The sequence below is a fragment of the Streptomyces sp. KLMMK genome, from assembly GCF_036961605.1.
Classification (GTDB): domain Bacteria; phylum Actinomycetota; class Actinomycetes; order Streptomycetales; family Streptomycetaceae; genus Streptomyces; species Streptomyces telluris.
This window is the reverse complement of record NZ_JBAMDC010000018.1, coordinates 31,616-58,017: the sequence shown is the minus strand read 5'-3', so window position 1 is coordinate 58,017 and position 26,402 is coordinate 31,616. Positions and strand designations below refer to the sequence as shown.

General features: G+C 71.2%; 25 protein-coding genes, 2 tRNA genes and 1 pseudogene. 16 read left to right on the top strand and 12 right to left on the bottom strand.

Annotated features, from left to right (window positions below):
* Both V7793_RS05945 and V7793_RS05940 read right to left on the bottom strand, forming a co-directional pair.
* Positions 1 to 196 (bottom strand): annotated as a pseudogene (locus tag V7793_RS05945) (class E sortase); the annotation flags it as partial.
* A gap of 42 nt (positions 197 to 238) precedes the next feature.
* A complete protein-coding gene (locus tag V7793_RS05940) occupies positions 239 to 1,003 on the bottom strand; it encodes a DUF881 domain-containing protein (RefSeq protein ID WP_335581839.1) in 765 nt (254 codons plus the stop codon).
* 155 nt (positions 1,004 to 1,158) lie between these two features.
* Between V7793_RS05940 and crgA the strand changes: the two genes are divergently transcribed.
* The gene (crgA, locus tag V7793_RS05935) at positions 1,159 to 1,413 is read left to right on the top strand and encodes a cell division protein CrgA (protein ID WP_030366859.1); all 255 of its coding nucleotides are present in this window, start codon (positions 1,159 to 1,161) and stop codon (positions 1,411 to 1,413) included.
* 270 nt (positions 1,414 to 1,683) lie between these two features.
* Here the strand turns inward: crgA and V7793_RS05930 are convergent, their stop codons facing one another.
* Positions 1,684 to 2,559: a rhomboid family intramembrane serine protease gene (locus V7793_RS05930; RefSeq protein WP_335581838.1), complete on the bottom strand. Its 876-nt coding sequence runs from the start codon at positions 2,557 to 2,559 to the stop codon at positions 1,684 to 1,686.
* Positions 2,560 to 2,677: 118 nt separating this feature from the next.
* Complete coding sequence (locus tag V7793_RS05925; protein WP_335581837.1) at positions 2,678 to 3,205, bottom strand: peptidylprolyl isomerase; 528 nt, start codon at positions 3,203 to 3,205, stop codon at positions 2,678 to 2,680.
* A 242-nt stretch (positions 3,206 to 3,447) separates the two neighbouring features.
* Here V7793_RS05925 and V7793_RS05920 point away from each other — a divergent pair, with 242 nt between their 5' ends.
* Positions 3,448 to 4,122, top strand: a complete 675-nt coding sequence (locus V7793_RS05920; RefSeq protein ID WP_335581836.1) for a DUF5324 family protein — start codon at positions 3,448 to 3,450, stop codon at positions 4,120 to 4,122.
* 330 nt (positions 4,123 to 4,452) lie between these two features.
* Positions 4,453 to 5,484 (top strand): LuxR C-terminal-related transcriptional regulator, encoded by a 1,032-nt coding sequence (locus V7793_RS05915; protein WP_335581835.1) that lies wholly within the window; start codon positions 4,453 to 4,455, stop codon positions 5,482 to 5,484.
* Positions 5,485 to 5,569: 85 nt separating this feature from the next.
* On the opposite strand, the gene V7793_RS05910 is transcribed toward V7793_RS05915, so the two are convergent.
* Positions 5,570 to 7,006 carry an MFS transporter gene (locus V7793_RS05910; protein ID WP_335581834.1) on the bottom strand — a complete coding sequence of 479 codons (1,437 nt, stop codon included), beginning with the start codon at positions 7,004 to 7,006 and terminating at the stop codon, positions 5,570 to 5,572.
* A 75-nt stretch (positions 7,007 to 7,081) separates the two neighbouring features.
* On the opposite strand from V7793_RS05910, the gene V7793_RS05905 reads away from it, so the two are divergent.
* The 10 genes from V7793_RS05905 (at position 7,082) to V7793_RS05860 (ending at position 17,221) form a co-directional block, all read left to right on the top strand.
* Positions 7,082 to 7,636: a winged helix-turn-helix transcriptional regulator gene (locus tag V7793_RS05905; protein WP_335581833.1), complete on the top strand. Its 555-nt coding sequence runs from the start codon at positions 7,082 to 7,084 to the stop codon at positions 7,634 to 7,636.
* Positions 7,637 to 7,879: 243 nt separating this feature from the next.
* Complete coding sequence (locus V7793_RS05900) at positions 7,880 to 8,251, top strand: carboxymuconolactone decarboxylase family protein (RefSeq protein ID WP_058047339.1); 372 nt, start codon at positions 7,880 to 7,882, stop codon at positions 8,249 to 8,251.
* Positions 8,252 to 8,351: 100 nt separating this feature from the next.
* Positions 8,352 to 10,208, top strand: a complete 1,857-nt coding sequence (locus V7793_RS05895; RefSeq protein ID WP_335581832.1) for an FAD/NAD(P)-binding protein — start codon at positions 8,352 to 8,354, stop codon at positions 10,206 to 10,208.
* Positions 10,209 to 10,247: 39 nt separating this feature from the next.
* Positions 10,248 to 11,444 carry an acyl-CoA dehydrogenase family protein gene (locus tag V7793_RS05890; RefSeq protein ID WP_335581831.1) on the top strand — a complete coding sequence of 399 codons (1,197 nt, stop codon included), beginning with the start codon at positions 10,248 to 10,250 and terminating at the stop codon, positions 11,442 to 11,444.
* Positions 11,425 to 11,871, top strand: a complete 447-nt coding sequence (locus V7793_RS05885; RefSeq protein ID WP_335581830.1) for a PaaI family thioesterase — start codon at positions 11,425 to 11,427, stop codon at positions 11,869 to 11,871. Before V7793_RS05890 ends, V7793_RS05885 begins: the two co-directional genes overlap by 20 nt.
* On the top strand, positions 11,868 to 12,287 hold the full coding sequence (locus tag V7793_RS05880; RefSeq protein WP_335581829.1) for a PaaI family thioesterase: 420 nt from the start codon (positions 11,868 to 11,870) through the stop codon (positions 12,285 to 12,287). The genes V7793_RS05885 and V7793_RS05880 overlap by 4 nt, the downstream gene beginning before the upstream one ends.
* Positions 12,288 to 12,355: 68 nt before the next feature.
* Positions 12,356 to 13,354 (top strand): methyltransferase, encoded by a 999-nt coding sequence (locus V7793_RS05875; protein ID WP_335581828.1) that lies wholly within the window; start codon positions 12,356 to 12,358, stop codon positions 13,352 to 13,354.
* The gene (locus V7793_RS05870; RefSeq protein ID WP_335581827.1) at positions 13,351 to 14,946 is read left to right on the top strand and encodes an AMP-binding protein; all 1,596 of its coding nucleotides are present in this window, start codon (positions 13,351 to 13,353) and stop codon (positions 14,944 to 14,946) included. Before V7793_RS05875 ends, V7793_RS05870 begins: the two co-directional genes overlap by 4 nt.
* Positions 14,947 to 14,999: 53 nt before the next feature.
* Positions 15,000 to 16,208: a methionine adenosyltransferase gene (gene metK, locus V7793_RS05865; protein ID WP_335581826.1), complete on the top strand. Its 1,209-nt coding sequence runs from the start codon at positions 15,000 to 15,002 to the stop codon at positions 16,206 to 16,208.
* Between the two features lie 32 nt (positions 16,209 to 16,240).
* Positions 16,241 to 17,221, top strand: coding sequence for a carbohydrate kinase family protein (locus V7793_RS05860; protein ID WP_335581825.1), 981 nt, complete (start codon positions 16,241 to 16,243; stop codon positions 17,219 to 17,221).
* Between the two features lie 138 nt (positions 17,222 to 17,359).
* Here V7793_RS05860 and V7793_RS05855 read toward each other — a convergent pair whose 3' ends face one another.
* Entirely contained in the window at positions 17,360 to 17,962 is a 603-nt protein-coding gene (locus tag V7793_RS05855; RefSeq protein ID WP_335581824.1) for a flavodoxin family protein, read from the bottom strand.
* The gene (locus tag V7793_RS05850; protein WP_335581823.1) at positions 17,952 to 18,584 is read right to left on the bottom strand and encodes a hypothetical protein; all 633 of its coding nucleotides are present in this window, start codon (positions 18,582 to 18,584) and stop codon (positions 17,952 to 17,954) included. The genes V7793_RS05855 and V7793_RS05850 overlap by 11 nt, the downstream gene beginning before the upstream one ends.
* Positions 18,585 to 19,101: 517 nt before the next feature.
* Here V7793_RS05850 and V7793_RS05845 point away from each other — a divergent pair.
* Complete coding sequence (locus V7793_RS05845) at positions 19,102 to 20,154, top strand: hypothetical protein (RefSeq protein WP_335581822.1); 1,053 nt, start codon at positions 19,102 to 19,104, stop codon at positions 20,152 to 20,154.
* A 91-nt stretch (positions 20,155 to 20,245) separates the two neighbouring features.
* Here the strand turns inward: V7793_RS05845 and V7793_RS05840 are convergent.
* Positions 20,246 to 20,318: transfer RNA gene (locus V7793_RS05840), tRNA-Ala, on the bottom strand.
* Positions 20,319 to 20,436: 118 nt separating this feature from the next.
* Here V7793_RS05840 and V7793_RS05835 point away from each other — a divergent pair.
* Together V7793_RS05835 and V7793_RS05830 are read left to right on the top strand one after the other, a co-directional pair.
* Complete coding sequence (locus V7793_RS05835) at positions 20,437 to 20,982, top strand: helix-turn-helix domain-containing protein (protein WP_058045309.1); 546 nt, start codon at positions 20,437 to 20,439, stop codon at positions 20,980 to 20,982.
* A 13-nt stretch (positions 20,983 to 20,995) separates the two neighbouring features.
* Complete coding sequence (locus V7793_RS05830; RefSeq protein WP_335581821.1) at positions 20,996 to 22,141, top strand: serine/threonine-protein kinase; 1,146 nt, start codon at positions 20,996 to 20,998, stop codon at positions 22,139 to 22,141.
* A gap of 105 nt (positions 22,142 to 22,246) precedes the next feature.
* On the opposite strand, the gene V7793_RS05825 is transcribed toward V7793_RS05830, so the two are convergent.
* From V7793_RS05825 to gyrA, 4 genes are all read right to left on the bottom strand, one after another.
* The gene (locus tag V7793_RS05825; RefSeq protein WP_003958712.1) at positions 22,247 to 22,381 is read right to left on the bottom strand and encodes a DLW-39 family protein; all 135 of its coding nucleotides are present in this window, start codon (positions 22,379 to 22,381) and stop codon (positions 22,247 to 22,249) included.
* A gap of 181 nt (positions 22,382 to 22,562) precedes the next feature.
* Positions 22,563 to 22,636: transfer RNA gene (locus tag V7793_RS05820), tRNA-Ile, on the bottom strand.
* 71 nt (positions 22,637 to 22,707) lie between these two features.
* Positions 22,708 to 23,625, bottom strand: coding sequence for a DUF3566 domain-containing protein (locus V7793_RS05815; RefSeq protein ID WP_335581820.1), 918 nt, complete (start codon positions 23,623 to 23,625; stop codon positions 22,708 to 22,710).
* Positions 23,626 to 23,754: 129 nt separating this feature from the next.
* Positions 23,755 to 26,385: a DNA gyrase subunit A gene (gene gyrA, locus V7793_RS05810; RefSeq protein ID WP_335581819.1), complete on the bottom strand. Its 2,631-nt coding sequence runs from the start codon at positions 26,383 to 26,385 to the stop codon at positions 23,755 to 23,757.
* Positions 26,386 to 26,402 lie beyond the last annotated feature (17 nt).

Below are 26,402 nucleotides of genomic sequence, written 5' to 3'. Positions count from 1 at the left end.
CGGGCGCCTCAGGGGCCCCGGCCGTGACCGCGGCGCCGCTCGACCAGCGGTCCTGGAGGCGGCTGAGCTCCCGGTCCATGGCGCCGTCGGCGCGTACGCCCGTCCAGTAGAGGACGTAGACGACGAAGAGGACGAGCAGGCTGCCGGTGGTGACGCACAGTTCGCTGAGGGTGCGGACGACGGTCCTGGGCCTCACCGCGGGCCCCCTCCCGGGTCGTGGCGTCACCCACCACAGGGGTCACGCCAGGGGCTTGGCGTAGTGGAGGTCCACTGTGCCCGAGTAACCGGGAAGAGTCACCGCGTCGTGCTGGTCGACTTTCCAGCCGAGCCCGTAGGCGTTCACGTACTGGAGGTAGTTCTGGATCGCGGGGGAGGAGTCGACCGCCTTGCGCAGCGCGCCGCGGTCGCCGACGGCCGTCACCTTGTACGGCGGGGAGTAGACGCGGCCCTGGAGGATCAGGGTGTTGCCGACGCAGCGGACGGCGCTGGTGGAGATCAGCCGCTGGTCCATGACCTGGATGCCCTTGGCGCCGCCCTGCCAGAGGGCGTTGACGACGGCCTGGAGGTCCTGCTGATGGATGACCAGGTCGTTGGGCTGCGGCTGCGGCACGCCGGGGATCCTGGCCGTGGCGTTGGGCGGGGCGTCGGTGAGGGTGACGGTCAGGCCGGGGCCGCTGATCGGCGTGGTGCCGGCGGCCGCCTCGAGGGCGGCCAGCTTCTTGTTCCGGGCGGCGGTGCCGCCGTCGCCGCGCCGGGCGAGGGCGTCCACCTGCTCGCGGGCGGCCGCGGCGCTCTCGTCCAGGCCGGCGTTCTTGCGGCTGCGCTCCTGGATGAGGTCGGAGAGCCGGAGCATGGAGTCGTCGGTGCGGATGTTGGTTCCGTGGGCGGTGTTGAAGCTCATCCAGAAGATGAGACCGGCCAGCGCGAAGACGGCCCCGGTCAGCAGCCGGACGGGCTTGAAGCGCCGGGACGGCCTGCTGGTGGAGTCCGCAGAATTACTCAACGTACCCTTATCCTCTCCGGCGCCACGGAAGCACTACGCTAACGGACGCCCGGGGAAAGGTGGCGTTCCCGCCGCTCGCCGCCTCGGACCAGCCCTTTGTACGTTTCCCTTGTTCCCCAGCGCGGTCACGCAGCGCATCGACAGGAGAGTTCCTCGTGCCGAAGTCACGGATCCGCAAGAAGGACGACTTCACGCCGCCGCCGGCGAAGCAGCAGACCATCAAGCTCAGCAGTGGGCGGGGCTGGGTGGCGCCGCTGATGCTGGCGATGTTCCTGATCGGGCTGGCCTGGATCGTCATCTTCTATGTGACCAGCGGTGACATGCCCATCGAGTCCCTCCACAACTGGAACATTGTGGTCGGTTTCGGCTTTATCGCAGCGGGGTTCGTAGTCTCCACACAGTGGAAGTAGCAAGCCTTCCGGGGAGCCTTCCGAGGAGTTATCCACACCCTCGTCCACAGTGGGGAAAAACTCAGAAGATCTGTGGATAACTTCCCCGGGGTTGACGCCGGTGTGACTGGTCGGCGGCGCGGGGTGCCCCGGGGCGCCCCCGCCCACCAGCGGAAACGCAGCTGTGTGCACGGACGGACACGTGTTCCCCACGCCATGCACAAGATTCTGTACTCGCTGTGGACAACCCACCGCCCGGTCAGCCGGGAACACGGCGAGCTCAGCCCGGACTCAGCCCGGGAACACGGTGAGCGCAGGCAGCGTCGCCGTCCGTACGACCACCGCGGCGACGATCACCAGCAGCGTCAGACCGCAGGTCAGCCCCTGCACCAGCGTCCGCTTCCCACGGGGCGCGTGCACCATCCCGTAGGCCACGGCGGTGCCCACCACCAGGCCGCCGATGTGGGCCTCCCAGGCGATGTTGCTCCAGGTGAAGGTGAAGATCAGGTTGAGCACGAGCAGCGCCACGACCGGGCGCATGTCGTAGTTGAGCCGCCGCATCAGCACCGCCGTCGCGCCCAGCAGGCCGAAGATCGCCCCGGACGCGCCGAGCGAGGGCTGGCGGGGGTCGGCGACGACGAAGGTCAGGGCGGCGCCGCCCAGACCGGACAGCAGGTACAGCGCCAGATAGCGGGCCCGGCCCAGCGCCGCCTCCAGCGGGGGACCGATCCACCACAGCGAGAGCATGTTGAAGGCGATGTGCATCGGCGCCTGGTGCAGGAACATCGACGTCAGCAGGCGGTACCACTGGCCTTCCGCGACGCCTTGGGGCTCGCCGCCGAGCACGGCGCGGCCGAACAGCTCAAGATCGTCGAGCAGGGCGTCTCCGCCGGCCATGACCGCGATCCACAGGGCGACGTTGAGCCCCAGGAGGACCTTGGTGACCAGCCGGGGGTCGGCCGTGTGGGTGCCGCCCGCGAGCGTGCGCGGGGCGGTGGCCCGCGGGGCGTGCCCGGTGCCGGAGCCGTCGGCGACGCAGGCCGGGCACTGGAAGCCGACCGAGGCGCTCACCATGCACTCCGGGCAGATGGGCCGCTCGCAGCGGGTGCAGCGGATGCCCGTCTCCCGGTCGGGATGCCGGTAACAGCCGACGGCCTGGTCGTTCATGCGTTCCCCTTGCGCCGGTGGTGGGCGGGCCTGTCCGGGACGCGCGGCCCCGCCCGTCATACGGACGAGCGGGGCGCCGGGTTCCCTCGGGGCGTGACGAGGGAGAGGAAGTCCGTCGTCAGCGGGTCTCGATGACGACCGACTCGATGACCACGTCCTTCACCGGACGGTCGGTGCGCGGGTTGGTGTCGGTGGTGGCGATGGCGTCGACGACCTTCTTGCCGGCGTCGGTGGTGACCTCGCCGAAGATGGTGTGCTTGCCGGTCAGCCACGTGGTGGGCGACACGGTGATGAAGAACTGCGAGCCGTTGGTACCCGGGCCGGCGTTGGCCATGGCCAGCAGGTACGGCTTGTTGAAGGCCAGGTCCGGGTGGAACTCGTCCGCGAACTTGTAGCCCGGGCCGCCGGTGCCGTTGCCCAGCGGGTCACCGCCCTGGATCATGAAACCCTCGATGACGCGGTGGAAGACCGTGCCGTCGTACAGCTTGTCCGTGGTCTTCTGGCCCGTCTCCGGGTTGATCCACGCGCGCTCGCCCTTCGCGAGCTCGACGAAGTTGGCGACCGTCTTCGGGGCGTGGTCCGGCAGGAGCCGGATCTCGATGTCGCCCCGGTTGGTCTTCAGGGTGGCGTAAAGCTGCTCGGCCACGATCTACCTTCCATAGTCTTCACTGACGGCTACCGATCCTCGCACGGACGGGATCGCGGCGAGTAGCGGGCAAACGCCCGCGCGCCGCGCGAAACCGTGGCATGGTCGAGCCGGGTCCCCGCCCGCTCCGTCCCCCGTTGACCCGGATGCCCGCCCGCACGTGCCGGACCGCCCGTCCCCAGGCATGATTTTTCACTGGGTGGAAAGGCGACAAAACATACGCCACCGAGGAGGAGGTTCTCGTGACCCGCAAGGACAGCGTGCGCGCCGCGACCAGCACGGCGAAGGACAGCGTCCGGCACGCCGCGGAAGTGGTGGCGCCCTACGCCGGCACCGCGAAGGACGCCGCCGTGCACTATGCGCACGAGGCCCGGACCCGGCTGGCGCCCAAGGTCGCGGAAGCCGCGCACCAGGCCGCGCACCAGGCCCGCTGCCAGTACGACGCACACCTGCACCCGCGGATCGAGCAGGCGCGCGACGCCCTGCCCCCGAAGATCGACCAGGCCGCCGTGCGGGCCCGCACGGCCGTCGAGCCGGTCCGGGACGAGGCCGTCGCCCGCAGCGCCGCCGCCTTCGCCGCGCTGCGCGGACAGGTCAGCCCCCAGGAGATCGAGAAGCTGGTCGCCCGGCGGGACCGGCGGTGCCGGGCGGGGCGGGCGTTCCGGCGCCTCGCCGTGGTCGCCGTGGTCGCCGGCTGTGCGTACGCCGCCTGGAAGTGGTGGGACAGGCAGGCCAACCCGGACTGGCTGGTCGAGCCGCCCGAGGCCACCGAGGTGCGCGACCGCCCGCCGCTGAGCTCGGTCGACGGCGCGGGTCCCGCGGCCTCCTCCTCACCGCTCGACCCCGAGGTCCAGGCCAAGCAGGCCGAGGCCGAGTCCTCCCCCGACAACGGCGGGACGGACGACCGGCCGTTCTGACGGCGGCCGGCCGACAGGCAGGCCGGAAGAACGGCAGCCCGGCAGACCGAATGCACCGAGGCCCCCGGCCCGCGCTTTCCGCGCGGCCCGGGGGCTCGTCGTTTTCCGGGCCCGTGGTTATCCGGAAAAGAGCGCCCGCAAACAAGTTGTCGTGTGCAATAGATTACAGGTAATTCTTTGGAAAAGCGTCCGATGATTGGGGTTGTTTTAACCGGATTGCCCGCCCGTTCCCCCACCTAAGCTGCGAAGACGGCCCCTGCTGACTCCCGAGTTCTCCTGTTTCTCCACTCTCCGCCCTTTTGCGGCACACATAAACAGAGAGGTGCTGACATGGACACATTGGTTAAAGAACGCACAGCCGCCGGCCCCGGGTCGATAGAGCTGACATCCGCCGAACTGGTCACCTACCGGCACATCGCCCGGCAGGGTCTCGTACGCATCGACGAGCTGATGTCCGGCGCCCACGGCGACGTCAGCGTTCCGGCCGTGGACAAGCTCATCGCCACCGGTCTGGTGCGGCGGCTGGGAGCCGACTGCCTGGCCGCCGTCGACCCCGCCCTTGTGTCGGACCGGCTCCTCGGGCAGTGGGAAGAGCGGGTGGAGAACGCCCGGCTGGGCCTGCAGTGGATGCGCGGGCAGATGGCCGAGCTCGGTCTCATCTACGCCACCCAGCAGCAGGCGCTGCAGGGCCCCCACCTGGAGCGCATCGAATCGCACGAGGAGGTGGTCCGGGCCCTCGAACGGTACGCCGACGACTGCCGCGAGGAGGTCCTGTCCGCCCGGCCCGGCGGCGCCCACCCCGACGCGGAGCTGATCGAGGCCCGCTACCGCTACCAGCAGCTGCTCGGGCGCGGGGTGCAACTGCGCGCCCTCTACCAGTACTCCGCGCGCTTCCACCCGCCGACGGTGCGGCACACGGAGGAGGCCATCGGCGCGGGCGTCGAGATCAGGACGGTCACCGGGGACCTGGCCCGGTTCGTCATCTTCGACCGCGAGGTGCTCGTCGTACCGCTGCGCAGCAGCCCGGGCGGAGCGCTCGTGGTCCGGGACGCCGACCTCATCGCCTTCGCCGCCGAGATGTTCAACGCGGCCTGGTCGACCGGGGAACCCATCGACAAACCGCGCGAGCGGACGTTCGTCCAGAGCCTGGCGAACCAGACGAAGCGCTCCATCCTCCAGCACCTGATCGACGGCGCGGACGACCGGACGACCGCGCGCGCCCTGGGCATCTCGGTGCGCACGTGTCAGCGCCACGTCTCCGACATCATGCAGCAGCTCGGCGCCTCCAGCCGGCTCCAACTGGGCTTCCTCCTACGGGAGCAGGAGCTGCTGAGCGGACGAAGTCCGGTCGCCACCATGTGAACGACCGGACGCGGCGGAACGGTCCCGGCCGCGCGGAGGCCCGCACAGCCGGGACCACCGGGCCCTCCGCCGGGCCCGGGGCTCCTCACACCGACTCCGGCACCTGCGGACCGGGGGCCGGTACGGCGGCGCCCGCCGGCTCCGTCCGCTCGCGGCACAGGGCGACGAGGACGGCGCCGGCGATCGCCAGGCAGCCGGAGACGACCGCGGCCCAGCTCATGCCGGTGCTCATCTCGTGGGCGGCTCCCCCGCCGCGCGGGGCGAGCGCCAGGATCGCGGCGACCAGCGCGACGCCCAGGGAGGAACCCAGGTAGCGCGAGGCGTTGTTCGCCGCGGAGCCGACCGCCACGCGGTGGGCGGGCACGCTCCGTACGGCCAGCCCGGCGAGGGCCGCGTTGACCACGCCGCTGCCGAGGCCCGCCAGCACGAGGCCGGGCACGAACCGCCACCACGAGGACTCCTCGCCGATGCCGGCCAGAGCGAGCTCGCCGATCCCGCACAGGGCCAGGCCCGCGGCGACCTGCTGGCGGTCGCCGACGCGGGCGACGAACCGGCGGGCCTGCGGCGCGGCCACGAAGGACAGGCCGGACCAGAACGCGAGCAGGCCGGCGCTGCCCAGGGGACTGAGCCCCTGCATGCTCTGCGCCGCGGTCGGCACGTACGTCATCAGGCCGATCACGCCCATGCCGGTCACCAGCGCGCCGACGACCGAGGCGACGAACGCGGGGCGCTTGAAGAAGGCCGGCTCCAGCATGGGCTCCGCGACGCGCTTCTCGATCACCACGAAGCCGGCCAGCAGGACGACGGCGGCGGCCAGGAAGACCAGGACGTGGGGCCGGCCCCAGCCGCCCCGGCCCTCGGTGAGCCCCGCGATCAGCAGCGTGATGCCCGCACCGAGCGTGAGCACCCCGGCGAGGTCGAAGGCGCGCTTGTGCGCGCTGCGGGACTCCTCCAGCGAGCGGGCCGCCCAGAGCATGACCAGCGCGGCGAGCACCGCGAGGACCCAGTACGTGACCCGCCAGTCGGTGGCCCGGCCCAGGAGCGCGGAGAACACCGGGCCGATGGCGATGCCGCCGCCCACCATCGCTCCCCACAGGCCGGTGGCCCTGGCCCGCTCGGGGCCGGGGGCGAAGGCGTGGGCCAGGAGGCCGAGGCTGGAGGCCAGGAGCGCGGCGCTGGCCGCGCCCTGGACGATGCGGCCGAGGACGAACACCGGTGTGACGGGCGCGACGGCGCACACCACGGTGGAGACCACCAGCAGCGCCCCGCCGATCACGAACATCCGCTTGCGGCCGTAGTCGTCGGCGAGGGTCCCCGCCACCATCAGGCACGCCGCGAGGCCGACGCTGATGCTGCCCAGGATCCAGGTCTGCCCCGAGGGCCCGGAGCCGAGCGCCGCTCTGACGGTCTGCACGGTCGAGACGGGAGCGGTGAAGTTGATGAGCACGAGCAGGGTGGCCACGCACGAGATCGCGAGAGTCGAACGGGCGGAGGACCGGCGCTCGACCGGTTCGGTCGTCACTACTACCCCCAGGAGATCGGTGGAGTTCAGTCATTGAACCACATAGTTCAGTGACTGTACCGCTAGACTTTCGTCATGGCATTGGGACGTGGCTACGCAGACCAGGACTGTTCGCTGGCCCGGGCACTCGAAGTGGTCGGGGAACGGTGGACGCTCCTGGTGCTCCGCGACTGCTTCTACGGAGTGCGGCGCTTCGGCGACTTCCACGCCCACCTCGGCATCCCGCGCGCCGTGCTCGCCGACCGCCTCAAGGCCCTGGCCGCGGTGGGCGTCGTCGAGCGCCGCCCCCACACCACGGGCGTCGAGGTCGACTACGTCCTCACCGAGCGCGGGCTCGACCTCTGGCCGATCGTGTTCTCCCTGGCGCAGTGGGGCGAGCGCTGGCTCGCCCCGGAGGGCTCGCGCCGGCTCTTCAGCCACGCCGCGTGCGGCACGGACATCGGCTCCGGCGGCGCATGTCCCGCGTGCGGCACCGTCCCCCCGCCCGCCGACCTCCTCATCCGCCAGGGCCCCGGCGCCGACGCGACGCTGCGCGACGACCGGGTCAGCACGGCCCTGCGCAGCGGCCCCCACCGCCTCCTGACCGACCTGTTCCCGGCACCCGCGCACACGGCCCCGTCCGGCCCCTGAACAGGGCCGTCGTCCGGTTCCGGAGCGGTTCCGGCCACCCGGCCGGGCGATACATGCCCCATGCACCCGTCTTGTGACTCTCCTGTTTACGACAGTCGCAATCACGACGCCCCCGGAAGCTGTCGCGGCAGGACGGCCCGCTGGCAGGGTCTCTCCCAGGGAGCGCTCCGGCAGCTCCCCGCAGGGACGTGCCGTCCCGCAGAGGCGCGGCGGCAGTTCACGTAATTCATGGGGGAATGACGCATGCCTGGATCCGAGTGGGCGGCCGGCGACGCGCTGCGACGCGAGGTCCTGGGAAACACCTATGTCGACGGCGTGTCCGACACGTGGGCAGGAGCAGCCGAGCTGCAGGACCTGGTCGTACGCCTCGCCTGGGGGACCGTCTGGCAACGGCCCGCGTTCGACCGGAAGTTCCGGAGCCTGCTCACCGTCGCCATCCTCACGGCGATGAACCGCAAGCACGAGCTGGAGCTCCACATCGGCGGCGCGCTGCGCAACGGGTGCACGGTGGACGAACTCGTCGAGGTCGCCCTCCAGTGCGCCGTGTACTGCGGGTTTCCCGCCGCGATCGACACCGTGCGGTCGATCAAGCAGATCAGCGACGCGATGTCCTGACCAGCGGACCTGGCAAAGCCGCCCCGAACTGGGAAGACCTCAACGGAGTCCCACTGTGAAACCTAGGGCAGTGCACACGGTCACGGTTGGCATAGTCGGCGTGGGCCCTCGCGGATTGTCCGTCCTGGAGCGCATCGTCGAGAACGCGCGTGACCGTACCGGCGATTCTCTTGTCATCCATCTCTTCGAACCCAGGAACTTCGGTTCCGGTGACGTCTGGCGGACCGATCAGTCCCCCGACCTCATCATGAACATCGTCGCCTCCCAGATCACCGCCTTCGCGGACGACACCGTGAAGATGTCCGGCCCGGTCCGCAAGGGCCCGAGCCTGTACGAGTGGTCGGCCCGGCTGGCGGCGGGAGACATCTCCGGGGACCACCCCGAGGCCGTCCTGGCCGAGGCCCGGGAGGTCCACGAGAACAGTTACTGCCGCAGGTCCTTCTACGGGCACTACCTCGAATGGGCCTACGGCGAGATCCTGCGCAACCGCCCGGACACCATCGACATCCACGAGCACCGGGGCAAGGTCGTCTCGGTGACCGACACCGAGGCCGGCGGCCAGCTCGTGACCACGGACACCGGGCAGTCGGCCGAGGTCGGCCAGCTCGTGCTGGCCACGGGCCACGGGGCGGTGCACCCGTCCGCCGACGAGGAGACCCTGCGGGGCTTCGCCGCGGCGACGGGCGGCCGCTTCCTCCCGCCCGCCAACCCCGCCGACGCCGACCTGAGCGGCATCGCCCCCGGTCAGCAGGTACTCATCCGCGGCCTCGGGCTGTCCTTCTTCGACTACATGTCCCTGCTCACCCAGGGCCGCGGCGGCACGTACGTGCGGACCGGCGACGGGCTGGTGTACCGGCCCTCCGGGCGCGAGCCGCACATCGTCTGCGGCTCCCGCCGGGGCGTGCCCCTGCACGGCCGGGCGGACAACGAGAAGGGCGACCTGCGCCACGAGCCGAAGATCCTCACCGAGGAGCACATCGACAAACTGCGCTCGAACGCCGGGCCGTCCGGGGCCCTCGACTTCCGGCGCGACTGCTGGCCGCTGATCGCCAAGGAAGTCGAGACCGTCTACTACCGGCGCCTGGTGGAGATCAGGGAGTCGGAGGACGCCGCGGACGAATTCGGCGCGCTCTACAGCCTGCTCCCCTGGTCCTGCGACTCCGAGCGCACCGTCCTGCGCAAGTTCGGCGTCCCGGAGGAGCAGTACTGGGACTGGGACCGGGTGGCCCGGCCGTGGACCGACGGCGACGTCGCGTCCTCCCGCGCCTGGACCGGCTTCCTGCGGTCCTACCTGGTGGACGACATCGCCGAGGCCCGCCGGGGAAACCTCAGCAGCCCCGTGAAGTCCGCCCTGGACGTCCTGCGCGACATCCGCAACGAGATGCGCTACGTGATGAACAACGGCGGCATCGAGGGGCGTTCGTACCAGGACGACGTCGAGGGCTGGTTCAACTCGCTGCACGCGTTCCTCTCCCTGGGGCCGCCCTGGAGCCGGGTCGAGGAGCTCGTGGCGCTGATGGACGCCGGCGTGGTCGAGGTCGCCGGTCCCCGCTTCACGGTGGACCACGACCACGCGCGCGGCGTCTTCGTCGGCAGCTCGGCCGTCCCCGGTGACGTCCGTACGGGCACCGTCCTCATCGACGCCCGGCTCCCCAAGGTGGACCTCGCCCGGACGGACAACTCGATCCTCGTCCACCTCAAGAAGCACCAGCAGGTGAAGCACTTCACGGTGCAGACCGCTTCGGCCGGCGAGTACGTCACCGGCGGCGTGGCCGTCACCGAGCGGCCCTTCCGGGTCATCCGCAGCGACGGGTCGGTCCACCCGCGGCGCTATGTGTTCGGCGTGCCGACGGAAGGGGCGAACTGGGTCACCGAGACCGGCATCCGCCCCAACGTCAACTCCATCACCGTGGGCGACAGCGACTCCATCGCGCGGGCCGTGCTCGGCCTTTCCTGAGGACACCTGACACAAGCCCGACACCAGAAAGAAGTCATCATGAGTCCGCTTTCCGCCGCGGAACTGGACCCCGTGGACATCCTCGCGGTCGACGACGAGCTCGGCGAGACCGAGCGGGACATCAGGGACACCGTGCGGGCCTTCGCCCGGACCGAGCTGGCCCCGCACGTCGCCGGATGGTTCGAGGCCGACACCATGCCGCGCGAGATCGTCAAGCACCTCGGCGCCCTGGGGCTGCTCGGCATGCACCTTGACGGCTACGGCTGCGCGGGCGCCGGCGCCACGGCGTACGGGGTGGCCTGCCGGGAGCTGGAGGCCGTCGACTCGGGGCTGCGCTCCTTCGTCTCCACCCAGGGCTCGCTGGCCATGTACGCCCTCCACCGCTGGGGCTCGGAGGAGCAGAAGCAGCGGTGGCTGCCGGCCATGGCCGCGGGCGAGGCCGTCGGCTGCTTCGGCCTGACGGAGCCGGACGCCGGCTCGGACCCGAGCGCCATGCGCACCCGCGCCCGCCGCGACGGCGACGACTGGGTGCTCGACGGCTCGAAGATGTGGATCACCAACAGCCCGTTCGCCGACGTGGCCGTGGTGTGGGCCCAGACCGACCCCGAGCAGGGCGCGAAGGGCATCCGCGGCTTCGTCGTCCCGGCCGGCACGCCCGGCTTCACCGTCAACAAGATCACCCGCAAGCTGTCGCTACGCGTCTCGGTGACCGGCGAACTCGTCCTCGACGGCGTGCGCCTGCCCGCCGACGCCGTCCTGCCGGGCGCCGCGGGCCTCTCCGGGCCGCTGAGCTGTCTGAGCGAGGCCCGCTTCGGGATCGTCTGGGGCGCAGTGGGCGCCGCCCGCGCCTGCTACGGGACGGCCCTGGAGTACGCGGGTCAGCGCGAGCAGTTCGGCCGTCCCCTGGCCGGTTTCCAGCTCACCCAGCGGAAGCTCTCGGAGATGGCCGTACAGGTCGCCCAGGCGTCCCTGCTGGCCGCCCGGCTCGGCCGGCTCAAGGACGCCGGCCGCCTGGACCCCGCACAGATCAGCGTGGGCAAGCTGGCCAACGTGCGCGCGGCGCTCGACATCGCCCGCAGCGCCCGGACGATCCTGGGCGGCAACGGGATCACCCTGGAGTACCCGGTCTTCCGGCACATGGTGAACCTGGAGACGGTGCTCACCTACGAGGGCACCGAGGAGATGCACCTGCTCTCCATCGGCAAGGCGGTGACCGGTGTCCAGGCCTTCCGCTGACATCCGGCCGCACGAGAGCGCCTTCGTCGCGGCGGCCGGGCTGGTCGTCACCGAGGTGAGCCCCACCCGCGTCCGCGGCCACATCGACCTCGGACCGGACCACCACACCCCGTGGGGCATCGTCAACGGCGGCGTCTACACCACCGCCGTCGAGAGCGCGGCCTCCCACGGGGCGTCGGCGGCCGCCGGCCCCGGCCGGCACGCCGTGGCCGTGCACATCTCCACCGACCTGCTGCGCTCGCGGACCGAGGGCCGGGCCGAGGTCGTCGCCGAGGCCGTGCACCAGGGCCGCACGCAGCAGATCTGGGTCGTCACCGTCTCCGACGGACAGCCCCTCGCCCGCGGCCAGGTGCGGCTGCAGAACACCGGCACGGGCACGGGCGTCGGCACCGGCACCGGCACCGGCACGGGACAGGAGCAGACATGACCGCGTTCCCCGCCCTGGGCCTCGACACCGCGAGCCGCTTCCTCGTGGCGCTGGGCCTGGAGTTCGACGAGGTCGCGGGCGACGGCGTCCGGGGCCGCATCGCACTCGGCCCGCAGCACCACAATCCGTGGGGCGTCGTGCACGGCGGAGTCCACAGCACCGTCGTCGAACGGGCGGCCAGCGTCGGCGCCTCGAAGGCCGTCGCGGACCGCGGCCTCTTCGCCGTGGGCGTGCACAACGCGACGGACGTGTTCGTCACGACGACCGGCGGCCCCGCCCTCGTCACCGCCCACCCGGTGTTCCAGGGCGACCTCCAGCAGGTGTGGTCCGTGGAGATCACGGCAGGCGGCGGCACCGGCCCCCTCCTGGCCCGCGGACAACTGCGGCTGCAGAACGTCCCGAAGCGGGCCTCGTAGACGGCCCGCCTCTTTAAAGACCCGCCTCTTTAAAAGAGAAGCACCCCCGTACCCCGAAAGGCCATGCAATGACTGCGTCACCGTCCCGCAAGGTTCTGGACCTGATGATCGGCTACTGGGCCTCGCAGAGTGTCTACGTGGCCACCAAGCTGGGCCTCCCCGAGCACATCGAGAGCGGCCTCACCACCAGCCGCGAGCTCGCCGAGGCCACCGGCTCCCACGAGCGCTCGCTGTTCCAGCTCATGCGCTTCCTCACCGGTCTCGGGATCCTGGAGGGCGACGACAAGACCGGCTTCTCGCTCACCCCGGCCGGCGAGCTCCTCAAGGAGGACGCGCCCGACTCCCTGCGCGACCTCACCCTGATGTACGGCGAAGAGTTCTACGAGACCTGGGGAAAGCTGCTCCACAACGTCAAGACGGGGCAGCCCGCCTTCGAGGCCGCCTTCGGCGCCCCGATGTACCCGTACTTCACCGCCAACCAGGAGTCCGCACGCCGGTTCGACGGCACCATGGCCGGCGGCGCGTTCTTCCGCGACCTGCCGCGGGTCTTCGACTTCTCGTCGGCGCGCACCGTCGTCGACATCGCGGGCGGCACCGGCGCCCTGCTCTCCGAGGTCCTCAAGGCCGCCCCCCACGTCAAGGGCGTGCTCTTCGACCAGGCCCACGTGATCGAGGCCGCGAAGGCCGCCATGGCGGACCGCGGGCTCACGGAGCGCGTCTCCTACGTCGAGGGCGACTACACCGCCTCGCTCCCCACCGGCGGCGACGTCTACCTGTGGTCGCGCATCCTGCACAGCCGCTCCGACGAGTCCTGCGTCGACCTGCTGAAGCGCTGCCACGACGCCATGGACCCGGACGGCACCGTCATCGTGCTGGAGCGCACGATCCCGCCGACCGGCGAATCCTCCCTCGGGCTCTGGTTCGACCTGCAGATGATGGTCCTCGTCGGCGGCACCGAGCGCAGCGAGCAGGAGTACGCGGACCTGTTCGCGGAGTCCGGCCTCGCCCTGCACGCCGTCCTCCCGCTCTCCCTGGACATGTTCGCCATCGTCGCGAGGCGCGCGTGACGGTGCCGGCGGCGACGGCGGCGACGGCCGGCGCACCGGGTCACGCCTTCACCGAGCTGACGCCGGTCTCCTTCCTGCGCCGCGCCGCCGCCGTGTTCGCCGACCGCCCTGCCGTCGTCGACGGCGACTTCCGCTGTACGTACGCGGAGTTGTGGGACCGCTCCCAGCGGCTGGCGGGGCTGCTCGCGGAGCACGGCGTCCGGCCGGGCGACCGGGTGTGCGTCCTCGCCCCGAACACCCACCTGACGCTCGAAGCGCACTACGGGGTGCCCCTGGCCGGTGCGGTGCTCGTCGCCCTCAACACCCGGCTGGCCCCCGCCGAGATCGCCTACATCCTCGAACACAGCGGCGCCCGCCTGGTGCTGGCCGACACCGAGCTCCTGCCCCGCCTGGAGAACGCGCTCGGCCTGCTCGCCGAGCGGCCGGCCGTCATCGGCTCGGACCGCTACGACGAGGCGGTCGCCGCAGCCGCGCCGCACCGGGTCGAGGTCACCGACGAGCGCGGGCTGCTGTCCGTCAACTACACCAGCGGCACCACCGGACGCCCGAAGGGAGTGATGTACCACCACCGGGGCGCCTACCTCAATGCACTGGCCATGGCCTTCCACACCCGGATGGACCCGGCCTCGCGCTACCTGTGGACGCTGCCCATGTTCCACACCAACGGATGGTGTTTCCCCTGGGCGGTCACCGCGGCGGGCGGCGTGCACCACTGCCTGCGCAAGGTCGACCCGGCCGAGGTCTGGCGGGCACTGCGGTCCGACGGCATCACCCACCTCTGCGCGGCCCCGACCGTCCTGACCATGCTCGCCGACCACCCCGACGCGGCCCCCGTCCCGCACCCCGTACGGATCTTCGCGGGCGGTGCCCCGCCCCGGCCGGCGCTGCTGGCGCGGATGACCGGACTGGGCGTGGACGTCACGCACTTCTACGGGCTCACCGAGACGTTCGGCAACGCGCTGCTGGGCATCCAGCAGCCCGAATGGGCCGCCCTCGCCCCCGAGGACCGGGTCCGCAAGGCCGGCCGGCAGGGCGTCGCCAACGTCGTCGGGGAACCCGCGCGCGTCGTCGACCGCGACGGCGACGACGTCCCCGCCGACGGCGAGACGATCGGCGAGATCCTCCTCCGCGGCAACAACGTCATGCTCGGCTACTACCGCGACGAACAGGCCACCGCGAAGGCCTCGGCCGGAGGATGGTTCCGCACCGGGGACCTCGCCGTCCACCACCCCGACGGCTACGTCGAGATCCGCGACCGCGCCAAGGACGTCATCATCTCCGGCGGCGAGAACATCACCTCGGTGGAGGTCGAGAACGCCCTGACCGCGCACCCCGAGGTGGCCGAAGCGGCAGTGGTGGCGGGGCCGCACGCGGTCTGGGGCGAAGTCCCCGTCGCCTTCGTCTCCCGCCGCCCCGGAGGCTCCGTCGGCGAAGAGGAGCTCATCGCATTCGTGCGCGCCCGGCTCGCCCGGTTCAAGGCGCCGCACCGGATCGTCTTCGGGCGGCTCCCCACGACGTCGACGGGCAAATTGCAGAAGAACCTGCTGCGCGAACGGGCGTCCGCCCTCCCCGCCGGCCGCGAACCCGAGTGAGTCGCCCGCCTTACCGACCCTGAATTCGAGTAATTCAAGCAAAGGATGAGTGGATGTCCCGCCGCCTGTTCACTTCGGAGTCCGTGACCGAGGGTCACCCCGACAAGATCGCCGACCAGATCAGCGACACGATCCTCGACGCCCTCCTGAAGGAGGACCCGGGCTCCCGGGTAGCCGTGGAGACGCTCCTCACCACCGGCCTGGTCCACATAGCCGGCGAGGTGACGACCAGGGCCTACGCCGACATCCCCGGCCTCGTCCGCAAGAAGATCCTGGACATCGGCTACGACTCGTCCAGGAAGGGTTTCGACGGTTCTTCCTGCGGTGTGTCGGTGTCGATCGGCGCGCAGTCGCCGGACATCGCCCAGGGTGTGAACGCGGCCTACGAGGCGCGTGTGGAGGGCGATGAGGACGAGCTCGACCGGCAGGGTGCCGGTGACCAGGGCCTGATGTTCGGCTACGCGTGCGACGAGACGCCGGAGCTGATGCCGCTGCCGATCCATCTGGCGCACCGGCTCTCCCGCCGCCTGTCGCAGGTGCGCAAGGACGGGACGGTCCCGTATCTGCGGCCGGACGGCAAGACGCAGGTGACGATCGAGTACGACGGTGACAAGGCCGCGCGTCTCGACACGGTGGTCGTCTCCTCGCAGCATGCGGCGGACGTCGACCTGGAGACCCTCCTCGCCCCCGACATCCGCAAGTTCGTCGTCGAGCACGTCCTCAAGGAGCTCGTCGAGGACGGCATCAAGCTGGACACCGACGGCTACCGCCTCCTCGTGAACCCCACGGGCCGTTTCGAGATCGGTGGCCCGATGGGTGACGCGGGTCTGACGGGCCGGAAGATCATCATCGACACGTACGGCGGCATGGCCCGTCACGGCGGCGGCGCCTTCTCGGGCAAGGACCCGTCCAAGGTCGACCGCTCGGCCGCGTATGCCATGCGCTGGGTCGCCAAGAACGTCGTCGCCGCAGGCCTGGCGTCGCGGTGCGAGGTGCAGGTCGCGTACGCGATCGGCAAGGCCGAGCCCGTCGGCCTGTTCGTGGAGACCTTCGGCACCCACACCGTCGACACGGACAAGATCGAGAACGCGATCGCCGAGGTCTTCGACCTCCGCCCGGCCGCGATCATCCGCGACCTGGACCTGCTGCGCCCGATCTACGCGCAGACCGCCGCGTACGGCCACTTCGGCCGTGAACTCCCGGACTTCACCTGGGAGCGCACCGACCGCGTAGCCGCCCTGAAGAAGGCCGCAGGGGCGTAATCAGCCGAGCCGCAGGCAAGGAGAGAGCTCCCGTGCGCATCACAGTCACCGGTTCGATAGCCACCGACCACCTGATGGTCTTCCCCGGACGCTTCGCCGACCAGCTCATCACCGAGCAGCTCGACAAGGTGTCCCTGTCCTTCCTCGCCGACCACCTCGAAGTCCGCAGGGGCGGCGTGGCGGCCAACATCTCCTTCGGTCTGGGCCGCCTCGGCCTGCGCCCGGTGCTCGTCGGCGCGGCCGGCGTCGACTTCGCCGAGTACGAGGCCTGGTTGCGCGCCGGCGGCGTGGACACCGGATCGGTCCGGGTCAGCGAGACCCTGCACACGGCCCGCTTCGTCTGCACCACGGACGCCGACCAGAACCAGATCGCCACCTTCTACGCCGGGGCCATGGCCGAGGCCCGCGAGATCGACCTGGCCGAGGTGGCGCGGCGCGCCGGGCGGCTCGACCTCGCCCTCGTCGGCGCGGACGACCCGGCCGCCATGCTCCGGCACACCGCCGCCGCCCACCGCCTGGGCGTCGCGGTGGCGGCCGACCCGTCCCAGCAGCTGGCCCGGCTCGACGCGGACCAGACCCGGTCCCTCGTGGACGGCGCCCGCTTCCTGTTCACCAACGAGTACGAGGCCGCGCTGCTCAAGGAGCGGACGGGCTGGACCGCGCAGCAGGTGCTGGGCCGCGTCGGCATGTGGATCACCACGCTCGGGGCCGACGGCGCGGTGCTCGCCCGGGACGGCGAGGACCCCGTGCCCGTCCCCGCGGTCCCGGCGGGCGCGATCGCCGACCCGACGGGCGCGGGGGACGCGTTCCGCTCCGGGTTCCTCGCCGGAACCGCCTGGGGCTGGACGGCCGAACGGGCCGCCCAGCTCGGCTGCACCCTGGCCACCACCGTCCTGGAGTCCACCGGCACCCAGGAGTACAAGCTCGTGCCCGCGGACCTCGTGGGCCGCGCCGCCGACGCCTACGGGCCGGCCGCGGCCGCCGACCTGGAGCTGCGGCTGGCGGGGGTGTGAGAAGGGCTCTCCGGCCCGCGCGATGTGCGCGGGCCGGAGAGCCCTCCCGTGCGACGGGTGACGCGCGACGGGTGACGTGCGGCGTGCGACGTGCGACGTGCGACCGCGTCCGGCGGGCCCGGGCAGTCTTGGACGGGATCAGGCCGCCTCAGGCGCCGCCCCGGCCCGGTCCCGCTCCGTACCGGCCGTGAAGAACGCCGCCGCCTCGTCGAGCGCGTCCTGGTCGTCGTGCACCTGGCCCGGCCGCGTGCCGCTGCCGAGCAGGACGCCGCCGAAGTTCATGCCCATGAACTCGGCGGTGAGCCGCAGCGAGCCGACGAGCGGCTCGGCGACCCTGCGGTCCCGGGTGGCGTGCCCGGCGACGCCGTACAGCGTCCGGCCGCCCATGGCCGCCCGGAAATCGGCGCCGGGCACGCGCAGCCACCCGGACCAGTGGTCCAGGTAGAGCTTGGCGGGCGTCGCCAGGCTGTACCAGTAGACGGGGGAGACGATGACGAGGTCCGTGGCGGACAGGGTCGCGTCCAGCAGCATCCGGGCGTTCCCGGTCGGCTGCGGGTACACCCCGTCGCCCTCGTGGCGCAGGTCCTCGAAGGGGTCGAGCGGGTGATCGGTGAGCCGTATCCACTGCTGCTCGACCGGGGCCGGCAGCGCCTCGGCCGCCTTCCTCGCCAGCTGCTCGGAGTTCCCGGACACCCCGGGCGTCCTCGAACTGGCCAGCAGGAAGAGGAATTTACGTGACAACGGGCACCTCTCTCAGAAGGAGGGACGGCCCGCCGGTCCGGCGGTGCCGGCCGGAACAGGCGACGGCGGCGACGGCGGAAACCGGCGTCGGCACGTCGTGCACGGAGAAATTACCCGACGCCCCCTGCACCGCAGTGCTGCGTTCGGCGCCGGAGAGCCTGGCCAGCGCCTTGCGCCGGACCCGCTCCCGGGCGGCCGCCGCGGAAACGGGCCCCTCGGCCCGCTCGAGCGCCAGACAGAGCCGGATCCCGGCGGAGAGCCCGAGCACCCAGGCGTCCGCGGACCAGACGAGGTCCAGGACCAGGGGCGTCGCGCACGCCCCCGCGTCGTCCTCCGGCGCGTCCTCCCGCAGGCCCCGCCCCCCGGACACCCACATCCCGGCGGACATGTCGATCGCCTCCGGTGCGGCCCCCACGAGGTCGGCCAGCACGCGCCGCGCACCGGCGCGGGCCGCCGCGAAGCCGCGGCGCTCCGCCGGGCGCGTGATGCGGGCGCACCGGATCTTCTCCTCGCGCGACAGCAGTGCGATGTCGCCGATCGCGTCCGCACGGCGCCCGCCCGGGCGGCCCGCGTCGCAGAACCACACGTGCACTTCGTCCCTCACGGGGAGTGTGCGATGCACAGTGCCTCCTCCCGCCCCGTCCGGCGAAGCCGAGAAGCGGAGCCGGTTACTCAAAGAGCAGAGACGGTTACCTGCCGACGAATCCCATTCCTTTTCGGAAAGGCCACCGGTAGGGTCTGTGAAGGCCGAAAGAACGGTCGACGGGGGAGGATGTCGGATCAGATGACCGGGACAGCCCTGCGGATTTCCATGAATGGAATGTTTCCGCAGTGCGAAGCCGTCCCCACCACCGGGCCTACCAGGGCTGACTCTGCCAGATGATGTCGTCGGTGCCGTCCTGGCCTGCCCTGGAGCCTCCCCCGAGCCCCCCGGCAATGCCGACCGCGGCCTTGAATGCAGAAATAGCAAAATTAAACTTCACGCCAAATCCCCCCGGTTATGCAGTGGCGTTCCGGACGCCACCTCCCGTTACCCCCACGGTGCCCCGGAAACCGGACCGGGCGCCATAAGCGCCCTATGGCGAGAAGTCGTCAGCGAGTTCTCTTCACCCTCCACCGAGCCGACGATTGAGAAGAAAATGGACAAAATCGCTACAGAGGCGCCCCTCTCGCCTCTCGGTGACCTCCATGTACTGCTCTACCGCATGGCCCTCGAACACGGCCGGCTCCGGCCGCGGGACGCGGCGCTCCACCTGGACGTACCCGGAGCCGAGGTCTGCGCCGCGGTGGCGGAACTCTCCCGGCTGCACCTGCTCCACCCCGCCGAGGACGCTCCGGACGCGGCCCGGCCCGCGGGGTCGGCGGCCTGCGACAGCGACACCGCGTACGCCCCCCGCAGCCCCGACGTCGCGGCCACCCACGTCACCGGCCCGATCGAGTCGCAGATCCAGCAACTCCACCGCGAGTCCGAGCGGATGAGCAGTCACGTGATGGCGATGAAGCCGGTCTTCGAGGAGTCCTGGCACGGCCACTTCACCCGGACCCCCATCGAGTACCTGACCACCCTCGACGCCGTCCGCGCCGCCCTCGCGCGGCTGTCCGCCGCCGCCCGCGTCGAAGTCGCCGCAGCCCACCCCGACCTGCCCGCCCCCGCCACCCTGGAGGAGGGCCTGCAGCGCACCACCGAGGCGATCGGCCGCGGCGTGCTCCTGCGCACCGTCTACCCCCACTCGGTGCTCTCCCACGCGTACATGCGCCAGCACCTGAGCAGGATGGTGGCGCTCGGCGCCCGGGTCCGCACCACGGCCCACGTGCCCGACCGGGTCCTCTTCTTCGACGCCACCACGGCCGTCCTCGCCGACCACGGCAGCTCCTCGGACGACGGCAAGGGCGCGCTCGCCGTCCGCGACCCCTCTCTCGTGCGCTTCCTCTACCGCTCCTGGGAGAGCGCCTGGGAGTCCGCGCGACCGTTCACCGGGGAGACCGACGACGGCTCCGCCAAGGACGAACTGCGCCGCTCCGTCCTCGAACTCCTGGAGTCCGGGATGAAGGACGAGGTGGCGGCCCGCAGGCTCGCGATGTCCGTCACCACCTACCGGCGGCACGTCACCGAACTGCTCACCGAGCTCGGCGCACAGAGCCGTTTCCAGGCGGGAAGCTACGCCCGCCGGGCGGGCCTGCTGAACGGCTGACGTGCGGCACGTGCCCGCGGCAACGCCCGGCGCCGCCCCATGAAAAAATCCCCTCCGCCCCGCGTTTCCGCAGGTCAGAGGGGATTGTTTGTGGAGCCTAGGGGAGTCGAACCCCTGACATCTGCCATGCAAAGACAGCGCTCTACCAACTGAGCTAAGGCCCCGTCGCCGACCAGACTACCCGGTGCCCGCGCTCTTTTCCGACCGGGTATCGCCGGGGCCCAGCACTCTCCGTAGGATGCACCGCAAGATTCGCTGCAGCGAAGCGAAGGGGAGAGCGAGATGGACGCAGCACAGCAGGAAGCCACCGCGCGCGCACGGGAGCTGCAGCGGAGCTGGTACGGGGAGCCTCTGGGGGCGCTCTTCCGCCGTCTCATCGACGACCTCGGCCTCAATCAGGCCCGGCTCGCCTCCGTGCTCGGCCTGTCCGCGCCGATGCTCTCGCAGCTGATGAGCGGCCAGCGCGCGAAGATCGGCAACCCCGCGGTGGTCCAGCGGGTGCAGGCGCTGCAGGAGCTCTCCAGCCAGGTCGCGGACGGCACCGTGAGCGCCGCGGAGGCCGCGGACCGGATGGAGGAGGTCAAGAAGAGCTCGGGCGGCTCCGTCCTCAACTCCACGCAGACGACGGCCAGCAGCGGCGCGCCGACCGTCCGCCGGGTGGTCCGCGAGATCCAGTCGCTGCTGCGCTCCGTGGCCGGCGCGGGCGACATCATCGAGGCCGCGCAGAGCCTCGCCCCCACCCACCCCGAACTGGCCGAATTCCTGCGGGTGTACGGCGCCGGGCGGACCGCCGAGGCGGTCGCGCACTACGAGGCCCACCAGAGCTGACCGCGCGCACGCGATGGGTGAGCTCTTCGCCGGGCGTTACGAGCTGGTGGACCCGATCGGCCGGGGCGGCGTGGGGGCCGTCTGGCGGGCCTGGGACCGGCGCCGCCGCCGCTACGTGGCGGCCAAGGTCCTCCAGCAGAGCGACGCCCACACCCTGCTGAGGTTCGTCCGCGAGCAGGGGTTACGGATCGACCACCCCCACGTGGTCGCGCCGATGAGCTGGGCGGCCGACGACGACAAGGTGCTGTTCACCATGGACGTGGTGAGCGGCGGGTCCCTCGCCCATCTCATCGGCGACTACGGGCCCTTGCCGCCGCACTACGTGTGCGTCCTGCTGGACCAGCTGCTCTCCGGCCTCGCCGCGGTGCACGCGGAAGGCGTGGTGCACCGGGACATCAAGCCCGCCAACGTCCTGCTGGAGGCCACCGGCACCGGCCGGCCCCACGTGCGGCTCTCCGACTTCGGCATCGCCATGCGCAAGGGGGAACCGCGCCTCACCGACGCCAACTACGTGATGGGCACCCCCGGTTATTTCGCGCCGGAGCAAATGCTGGGCGAAGAGCCCGATTTCCCGGCCGACCTCTATGCGGTCGGCCTGACGGCGCTGTACCTCCTCACGGGCCGCAAGCCCGACGCCGAGGCGCTCATGGAGCGCTTCGCCGAGCACGGCACGCCCTGCGCCCCGGAAGAGGTCCCCGAGCCCCTCTGGCAGGTCATTGCGGGCCTCCTGCAGCCCGAGCCGGGGCTGCGCTTCCGTACGGCCACAGGGGCGCGCAAGGCCCTTGCCGCGGCCGTGGAGATGATGGACGGCCCCGCCACGGCCGCCGAGGAGCCCATCGAGGTCTTCGACCAGCTCGGCCCGCTGCCCTCGGGGTTCGGCCCGGAGGGCCCGGCGCACGCGCCCGTCCCGCTCCCGCCGCCCCTGCCGGCCTATCCGCCCCTTCCGGCGGCCCGGCTGCCGCAGCCGCCGGCTCAGCTCCCTCCGGCGCAGCTTGCGCCCGTGCAGCACACACCGCCGGCCACGCGCGCGTACACGGCGGCACGGCCCGTACGGCACCGCATACGGCAGCCGGGACCGCCCGCGAAGGTGGCCGTGCCGGTGCTGATCGTGGCGCTGCTCTGCCTGGGGATCGGCATCTGGGCCCTCAACGCCGCATAGGTTGCTTTCGCAACTCAATTATTTGCAATCGAAAACTGCAGGGTGGCCGAAAACAGCAGGGCCCCGGCCGTGTCGGCCGGGGCCCTGCTCAGGACTCGTTTTGTCTCACACACCCGAACCTGCGGGCACGGAGTCGGTCGCCTCCGTCCACAGGTCCTGCTCGGCGCGATCCGCCTGGATCTGGCGGTACACGAGGAGCCCGCCGATGGCGGCCAGTGCGACCAGGAGGAGCTTCTTCACCGCGCGACCTCGTCTTTCCTTGACGTAAGGGGACCTCTGGTGGCCGATGATACACACCGGCCGATACCGATCGGTGACCTGTGCGGCGTCCCGTCCACGATCCGGCCGCGGGCCCAACTGCCCGTCCTGCGAAAACAGATCGGCCCGGGCGGAGAAATCTCCGACCGGGCCGATCGTGCGGTGGGGCTAACAGGACTTGAACCTGTGGCCTCTTCCTTATCAGGGAAGCGCTCTAACCGTCTGAGCTATAGCCCCTCGCGACACCGAAAGATTAGCGCACTCGGGGCCCAGTCCCAAAATCCTGTCGGACCGGGCCCCGGCCGGCGCTATTCGTCCTCGGCCAGCGTGAGCTCCACACCGCCCACGAAACCCGCCGAGAGGTTGTAGATGAAGGACCCCAGCGTGGCCAGCGCGGTGGCCAGGACCACGTTGATCACGGCGATGACCGACGTGAAGAGCAGGGTGTGCGGCAGCGACAGGAACGACTGCAGGTCGAAGCCGCCGCCGTCGCTGGAGCTCGTGGCGTCGCTGATCGTGCCGCCGACGGTCTCGAAGACGCCCATGGCGTCCATGACCGTCCACAGCACGGCGGAGGCCACGATCGTGCACACGCCCAGCGCGATCGACAGCAGGAAGCTGACCTTCATCACCGACCACGGGTCGGCCTTGGCCACCCGCAGCCGTGCCGTACGCGTACGCGGCTCCGGACGGCCCGCGGGACGCGGCGCGGCGCCCGCCGCACCACCGGTGCGGGCGGCGCCCTGAGGGGCCGCAGGGCGCGGGACGGAGCCCGCCGCCCCACCGGGCTTCGCGGCCCCCTGCGGGGCCGCCTGGGGCGCCTGGGAGCCCTTGGGGGCGCCCTTCTTCAGGGCGCCCGCAGGTGCCTTGGAGCCGTCCTGGCCGGGGATCCGGGGCGGGGCCTTGACGGCGTTGCGCGGGTCGGCCGAAGCGGCCTTCGCCGAGCCCTTCGCCGCCGGCTTGCCCCCGTTGTTCCCGGCCTTCGCGCTCTCAGCGTCGTCTGCCACGGATGCAGCCTTCCCGGCCTCGGCGGCCTTCACGTCTGAGGACTGCGCAGCCTTGGAGCTCGCGGCCTTTCCGGCCTTCGCCGTCTTCGCCGCCCCGGCCGGCTTCCCTGCGTCGCCGGACCCGGCGGCCTCGCCCTCCGGCTCGGCGCCGGCGGAACCGGCCGGCGGCTCGTACGCCTTCGGCGGGTGGTACGGCTCCGGCTTGCGGGTGTCCGTCAACGTCCCCCCTCGGGAGTCCGCGTCCGCGCCGGGGCCACGGGCGCCGGCCTCATCGGTAGCAGGTGCGGCGGTAGTGCTGCGCTCGGCACCTGCACCGCTTGCCGCGGCGCCCGTGGCTCGACTCACGACTTACTCCTCGATGTTCCCTGCCGGGGCGGATGCGCCCTCGGCACCCTCAGCTCCGTCGCCCTCGACTGCATCGGCCGGCTCATCGACCTCTTCAGCCTCGCGACCGGCTTCGGCGTTCCGTGCGATGCCCACAACGGCATCGCGCTTGCCCAAGTTGATCAGCTGGACGCCCATGGTGTCACGGCCCGTCTCCCTGACCTCGCTGACCCGCGTACGGATCACGCCGCCGCTGAGCGTAATGGCAAGGATCTCGTCGGTCTCCTCGACCACCAGCGCACCGACCAGCGAGCCACGATCCTCCACGATCTTGGCCGCCTTGATACCGAGGCCGCCGCGGCCCTGAACGCGGTACTCGTCCACGTTCGACCGCTTCGCGTAACCGCCGTCGGTGGCGGTGAAGACGAACGTCCCCGGGCGCACGACGCTCATGGAGAGCAGCTCGTCGCCCTCGCGGAAGCTCATGCCCTTGACGCCGGAGGTGGCCCGGCCCATCGGACGGAGCGCTTCATCCGTAGCGGTGAAGCGGATCGACTGGGCCTTCTTGCTGATCAGCAGCAGGTCGTCCGCGGCGGAGACCAGCTCGGCACCGATCAGCTCGTCCTCGGCGCCGCTGTCCGTCTCGCGCAGGTTGATGGCGATGACGCCGCCGGACCGCGGGGAGTCGTAGTCCTTGAGCGAGGTCTTCTTCACCAGGCCCGACTTGGTGGCGAGCACCAGGTACGGCGCGACGTCGTAGTCGCGGACGGCGAGGATCTGGGCGATCTTCTCGTCCGGCTGGAAGGCCAGCAGGTTGGCCACGTGCTGGCCGCGGGCGTCACGGCCGGCGTCCGGCAGCTCGTAGGCCTTGGCGCGGTAGACCCGGCCCTTGTTCGTGAAGAACAGCAGCCAGTGGTGGGTGGTGGAGACGAAGAAGTGGTCGACGATGTCGTCTTCCTTGAGCTTCGTGCCCCGCACGCCCTTGCCGCCGCGCTTCTGCGAGCGGTAGTCGTCGGTCTTGGTGCGCTTCACATAGCCGCCGCGGGAGATCGTGACGACGATGTCCTCCTCGGCGATCAGGTCCTCGATGGACATGTCACCGTCGAAGGGCACCAGCGCCGAGCGCCGGTCCTCGCCGAACTTCTCGACGATCGCCGTGAGTTCCTCGCTGATGATCTGGCGCTGACGCTCGGGCGAGGCGAGGATCGCGTTGTACTCGTTGATCTTCGCCTGGAGCTCGTCGTGCTCCGCCACGATCTTCTGGCGCTCCAGGGCGGCCAGACGGCGCAGCTGCATCTCGAGGATCGCGTTGGCCTGGATCTCGTCGATCTGCAGCAGGCCCATCAGGCCCTCGCGGGCGATGTCGACGGTCTGGCTGCGCCGGATGAGCGCGATGACCTCGTCGATGGCGTCCAGGGCCTTGAGCAGACCGCGCAGGATGTGGGCGCGCTCCTCGGCCTTGCGCAGCCGGAAGCGGGTGCGCCGGACGATGACCTCGATCTGGTGCGTCACCCAGTTGCGGATGAACGCGTCCAGGGAGAGGGTGCGCGGCACGCCGTCCACCAGCGCCAGCATGTTGGCGCCGAAGTTCGTCTGCAGGTCGGTGTGCTTGTAGAGGTTGTTCAGCACGACCTTGGCGACCGCGTCCCGCTTGAGGACGATCACCAGGCGCTGGCCCGTGCGGGAGGAGGTCTCGTCGCGGACGTCGGCGATGCCGCCGATCCGGCCGTCCTTCACCAGGTCGGCGATCTTCTGCGCGAGGTTGTCCGGGTTGACCTGGTAGGGCAGCTCGGTGACCACCAGGCACTGACGGCCCTGGATCTCCTCGACCTGGACCACCGCGCGCATCGTGATCGAGCCGCGGCCGGTGCGGTAGGCCTCCTCGATGCCCTTGCGGCCCACCACGAGGGCGCCGGTCGGGAAGTCGGGGCCCTTGATGCGCTCGACGAGCGCGTCCAGCAGCTCCTCGGCCGAGGCCTCCGGGTTGGCCAGGAACCACTGGGCGCCCTCGGCCACCTCGCGCAGGTTGTGCGGCGGGATGTTGGTGGCCATGCCGACCGCGATGCCGGCGGAACCGTTCACCAGCAGGTTGGGGATGCGCGACGGCAGGACCGTCGGCTCCTGGTTGCGGCCGTCGTAGTTGTCCTGGAAGTCGACGGTCTCCTCGTCGATGTCCCGGACCATCTCCATGGCCAGCGGCGCCATCTTGCACTCGGTGTAGCGCATGGCGGCGGCCGGGTCGTTGCCCGGGGAGCCGAAGTTGCCGTTGGAGTCCACCAGCGGCATCCGCATGGCCCAGGGCTGGGCGAGGCGGACGAGCGCGTCGTAGATGGAGGTGTCGCCGTGCGGGTGGTACGAACCCATGACGTCACCGACGACGCGGGCGCACTTGTAGAAGCCCTTCTCGGGCCGGTAGCCGCCGTCGTACATCGCGTAGAGCACACGGCGGTGCACCGGCTTGAGGCCGTCGCGCACGTCGGGCAGCGCACGCGAGACGATGACGCTCATCGCGTAGTCGAGGTAGGAGCGCTGCATCTCCGTCTCGAGCCCGACGGGCTCGACGCGCATGCCCACGCCCTCCAGCGGGGCGGGCGCGCCCTCGGGGGTCACCTCGGGCACGGGAGCGGTGGGGGTCTCAGGGGTCTCGTCGGCCATTGCTGTTCAAAGTCCTT

Bases quoted from the DNA above. Each gene is read 5' to 3' on its own strand.
- V7793_RS05930 (WP_335581838.1), bottom strand. From the start codon at position 2,559: ATGAACGACCAGGCCGTCGGCTGTTACCGGCATCCCGACCGGGAGACG.
- V7793_RS05915 (WP_335581835.1), top strand. From the start codon at position 4,453: ATGGACACATTGGTTAAAGAACGCACAGCCGCCGGCCCCGGGTCGATA.
- V7793_RS05905 (WP_335581833.1), top strand. From the start codon at position 7,082: ATGGCATTGGGACGTGGCTACGCAGACCAGGACTGTTCGCTGGCCCGG.
- V7793_RS05900 (WP_058047339.1), top strand. From the start codon at position 7,880: ATGCCTGGATCCGAGTGGGCGGCCGGCGACGCGCTGCGACGCGAGGTC.
- V7793_RS05890 (WP_335581831.1), top strand. From the start codon at position 10,248: ATGAGTCCGCTTTCCGCCGCGGAACTGGACCCCGTGGACATCCTCGCG.
- V7793_RS05880 (WP_335581829.1), top strand. From the start codon at position 11,868: ATGACCGCGTTCCCCGCCCTGGGCCTCGACACCGCGAGCCGCTTCCTC.
- V7793_RS05875 (WP_335581828.1), top strand. From the start codon at position 12,356: ATGACTGCGTCACCGTCCCGCAAGGTTCTGGACCTGATGATCGGCTAC.
- metK (WP_335581826.1), top strand. From the start codon at position 15,000: ATGTCCCGCCGCCTGTTCACTTCGGAGTCCGTGACCGAGGGTCACCCC.
- V7793_RS05845 (WP_335581822.1), top strand. From the start codon at position 19,102: ATGGACAAAATCGCTACAGAGGCGCCCCTCTCGCCTCTCGGTGACCTC.
- V7793_RS05835 (WP_058045309.1), top strand. From the start codon at position 20,437: ATGGACGCAGCACAGCAGGAAGCCACCGCGCGCGCACGGGAGCTGCAG.
- V7793_RS05830 (WP_335581821.1), top strand. From the start codon at position 20,996: ATGGGTGAGCTCTTCGCCGGGCGTTACGAGCTGGTGGACCCGATCGGC.
- gyrA (WP_335581819.1), bottom strand. From the start codon at position 26,385: ATGGCCGACGAGACCCCTGAGACCCCCACCGCTCCCGTGCCCGAGGTG.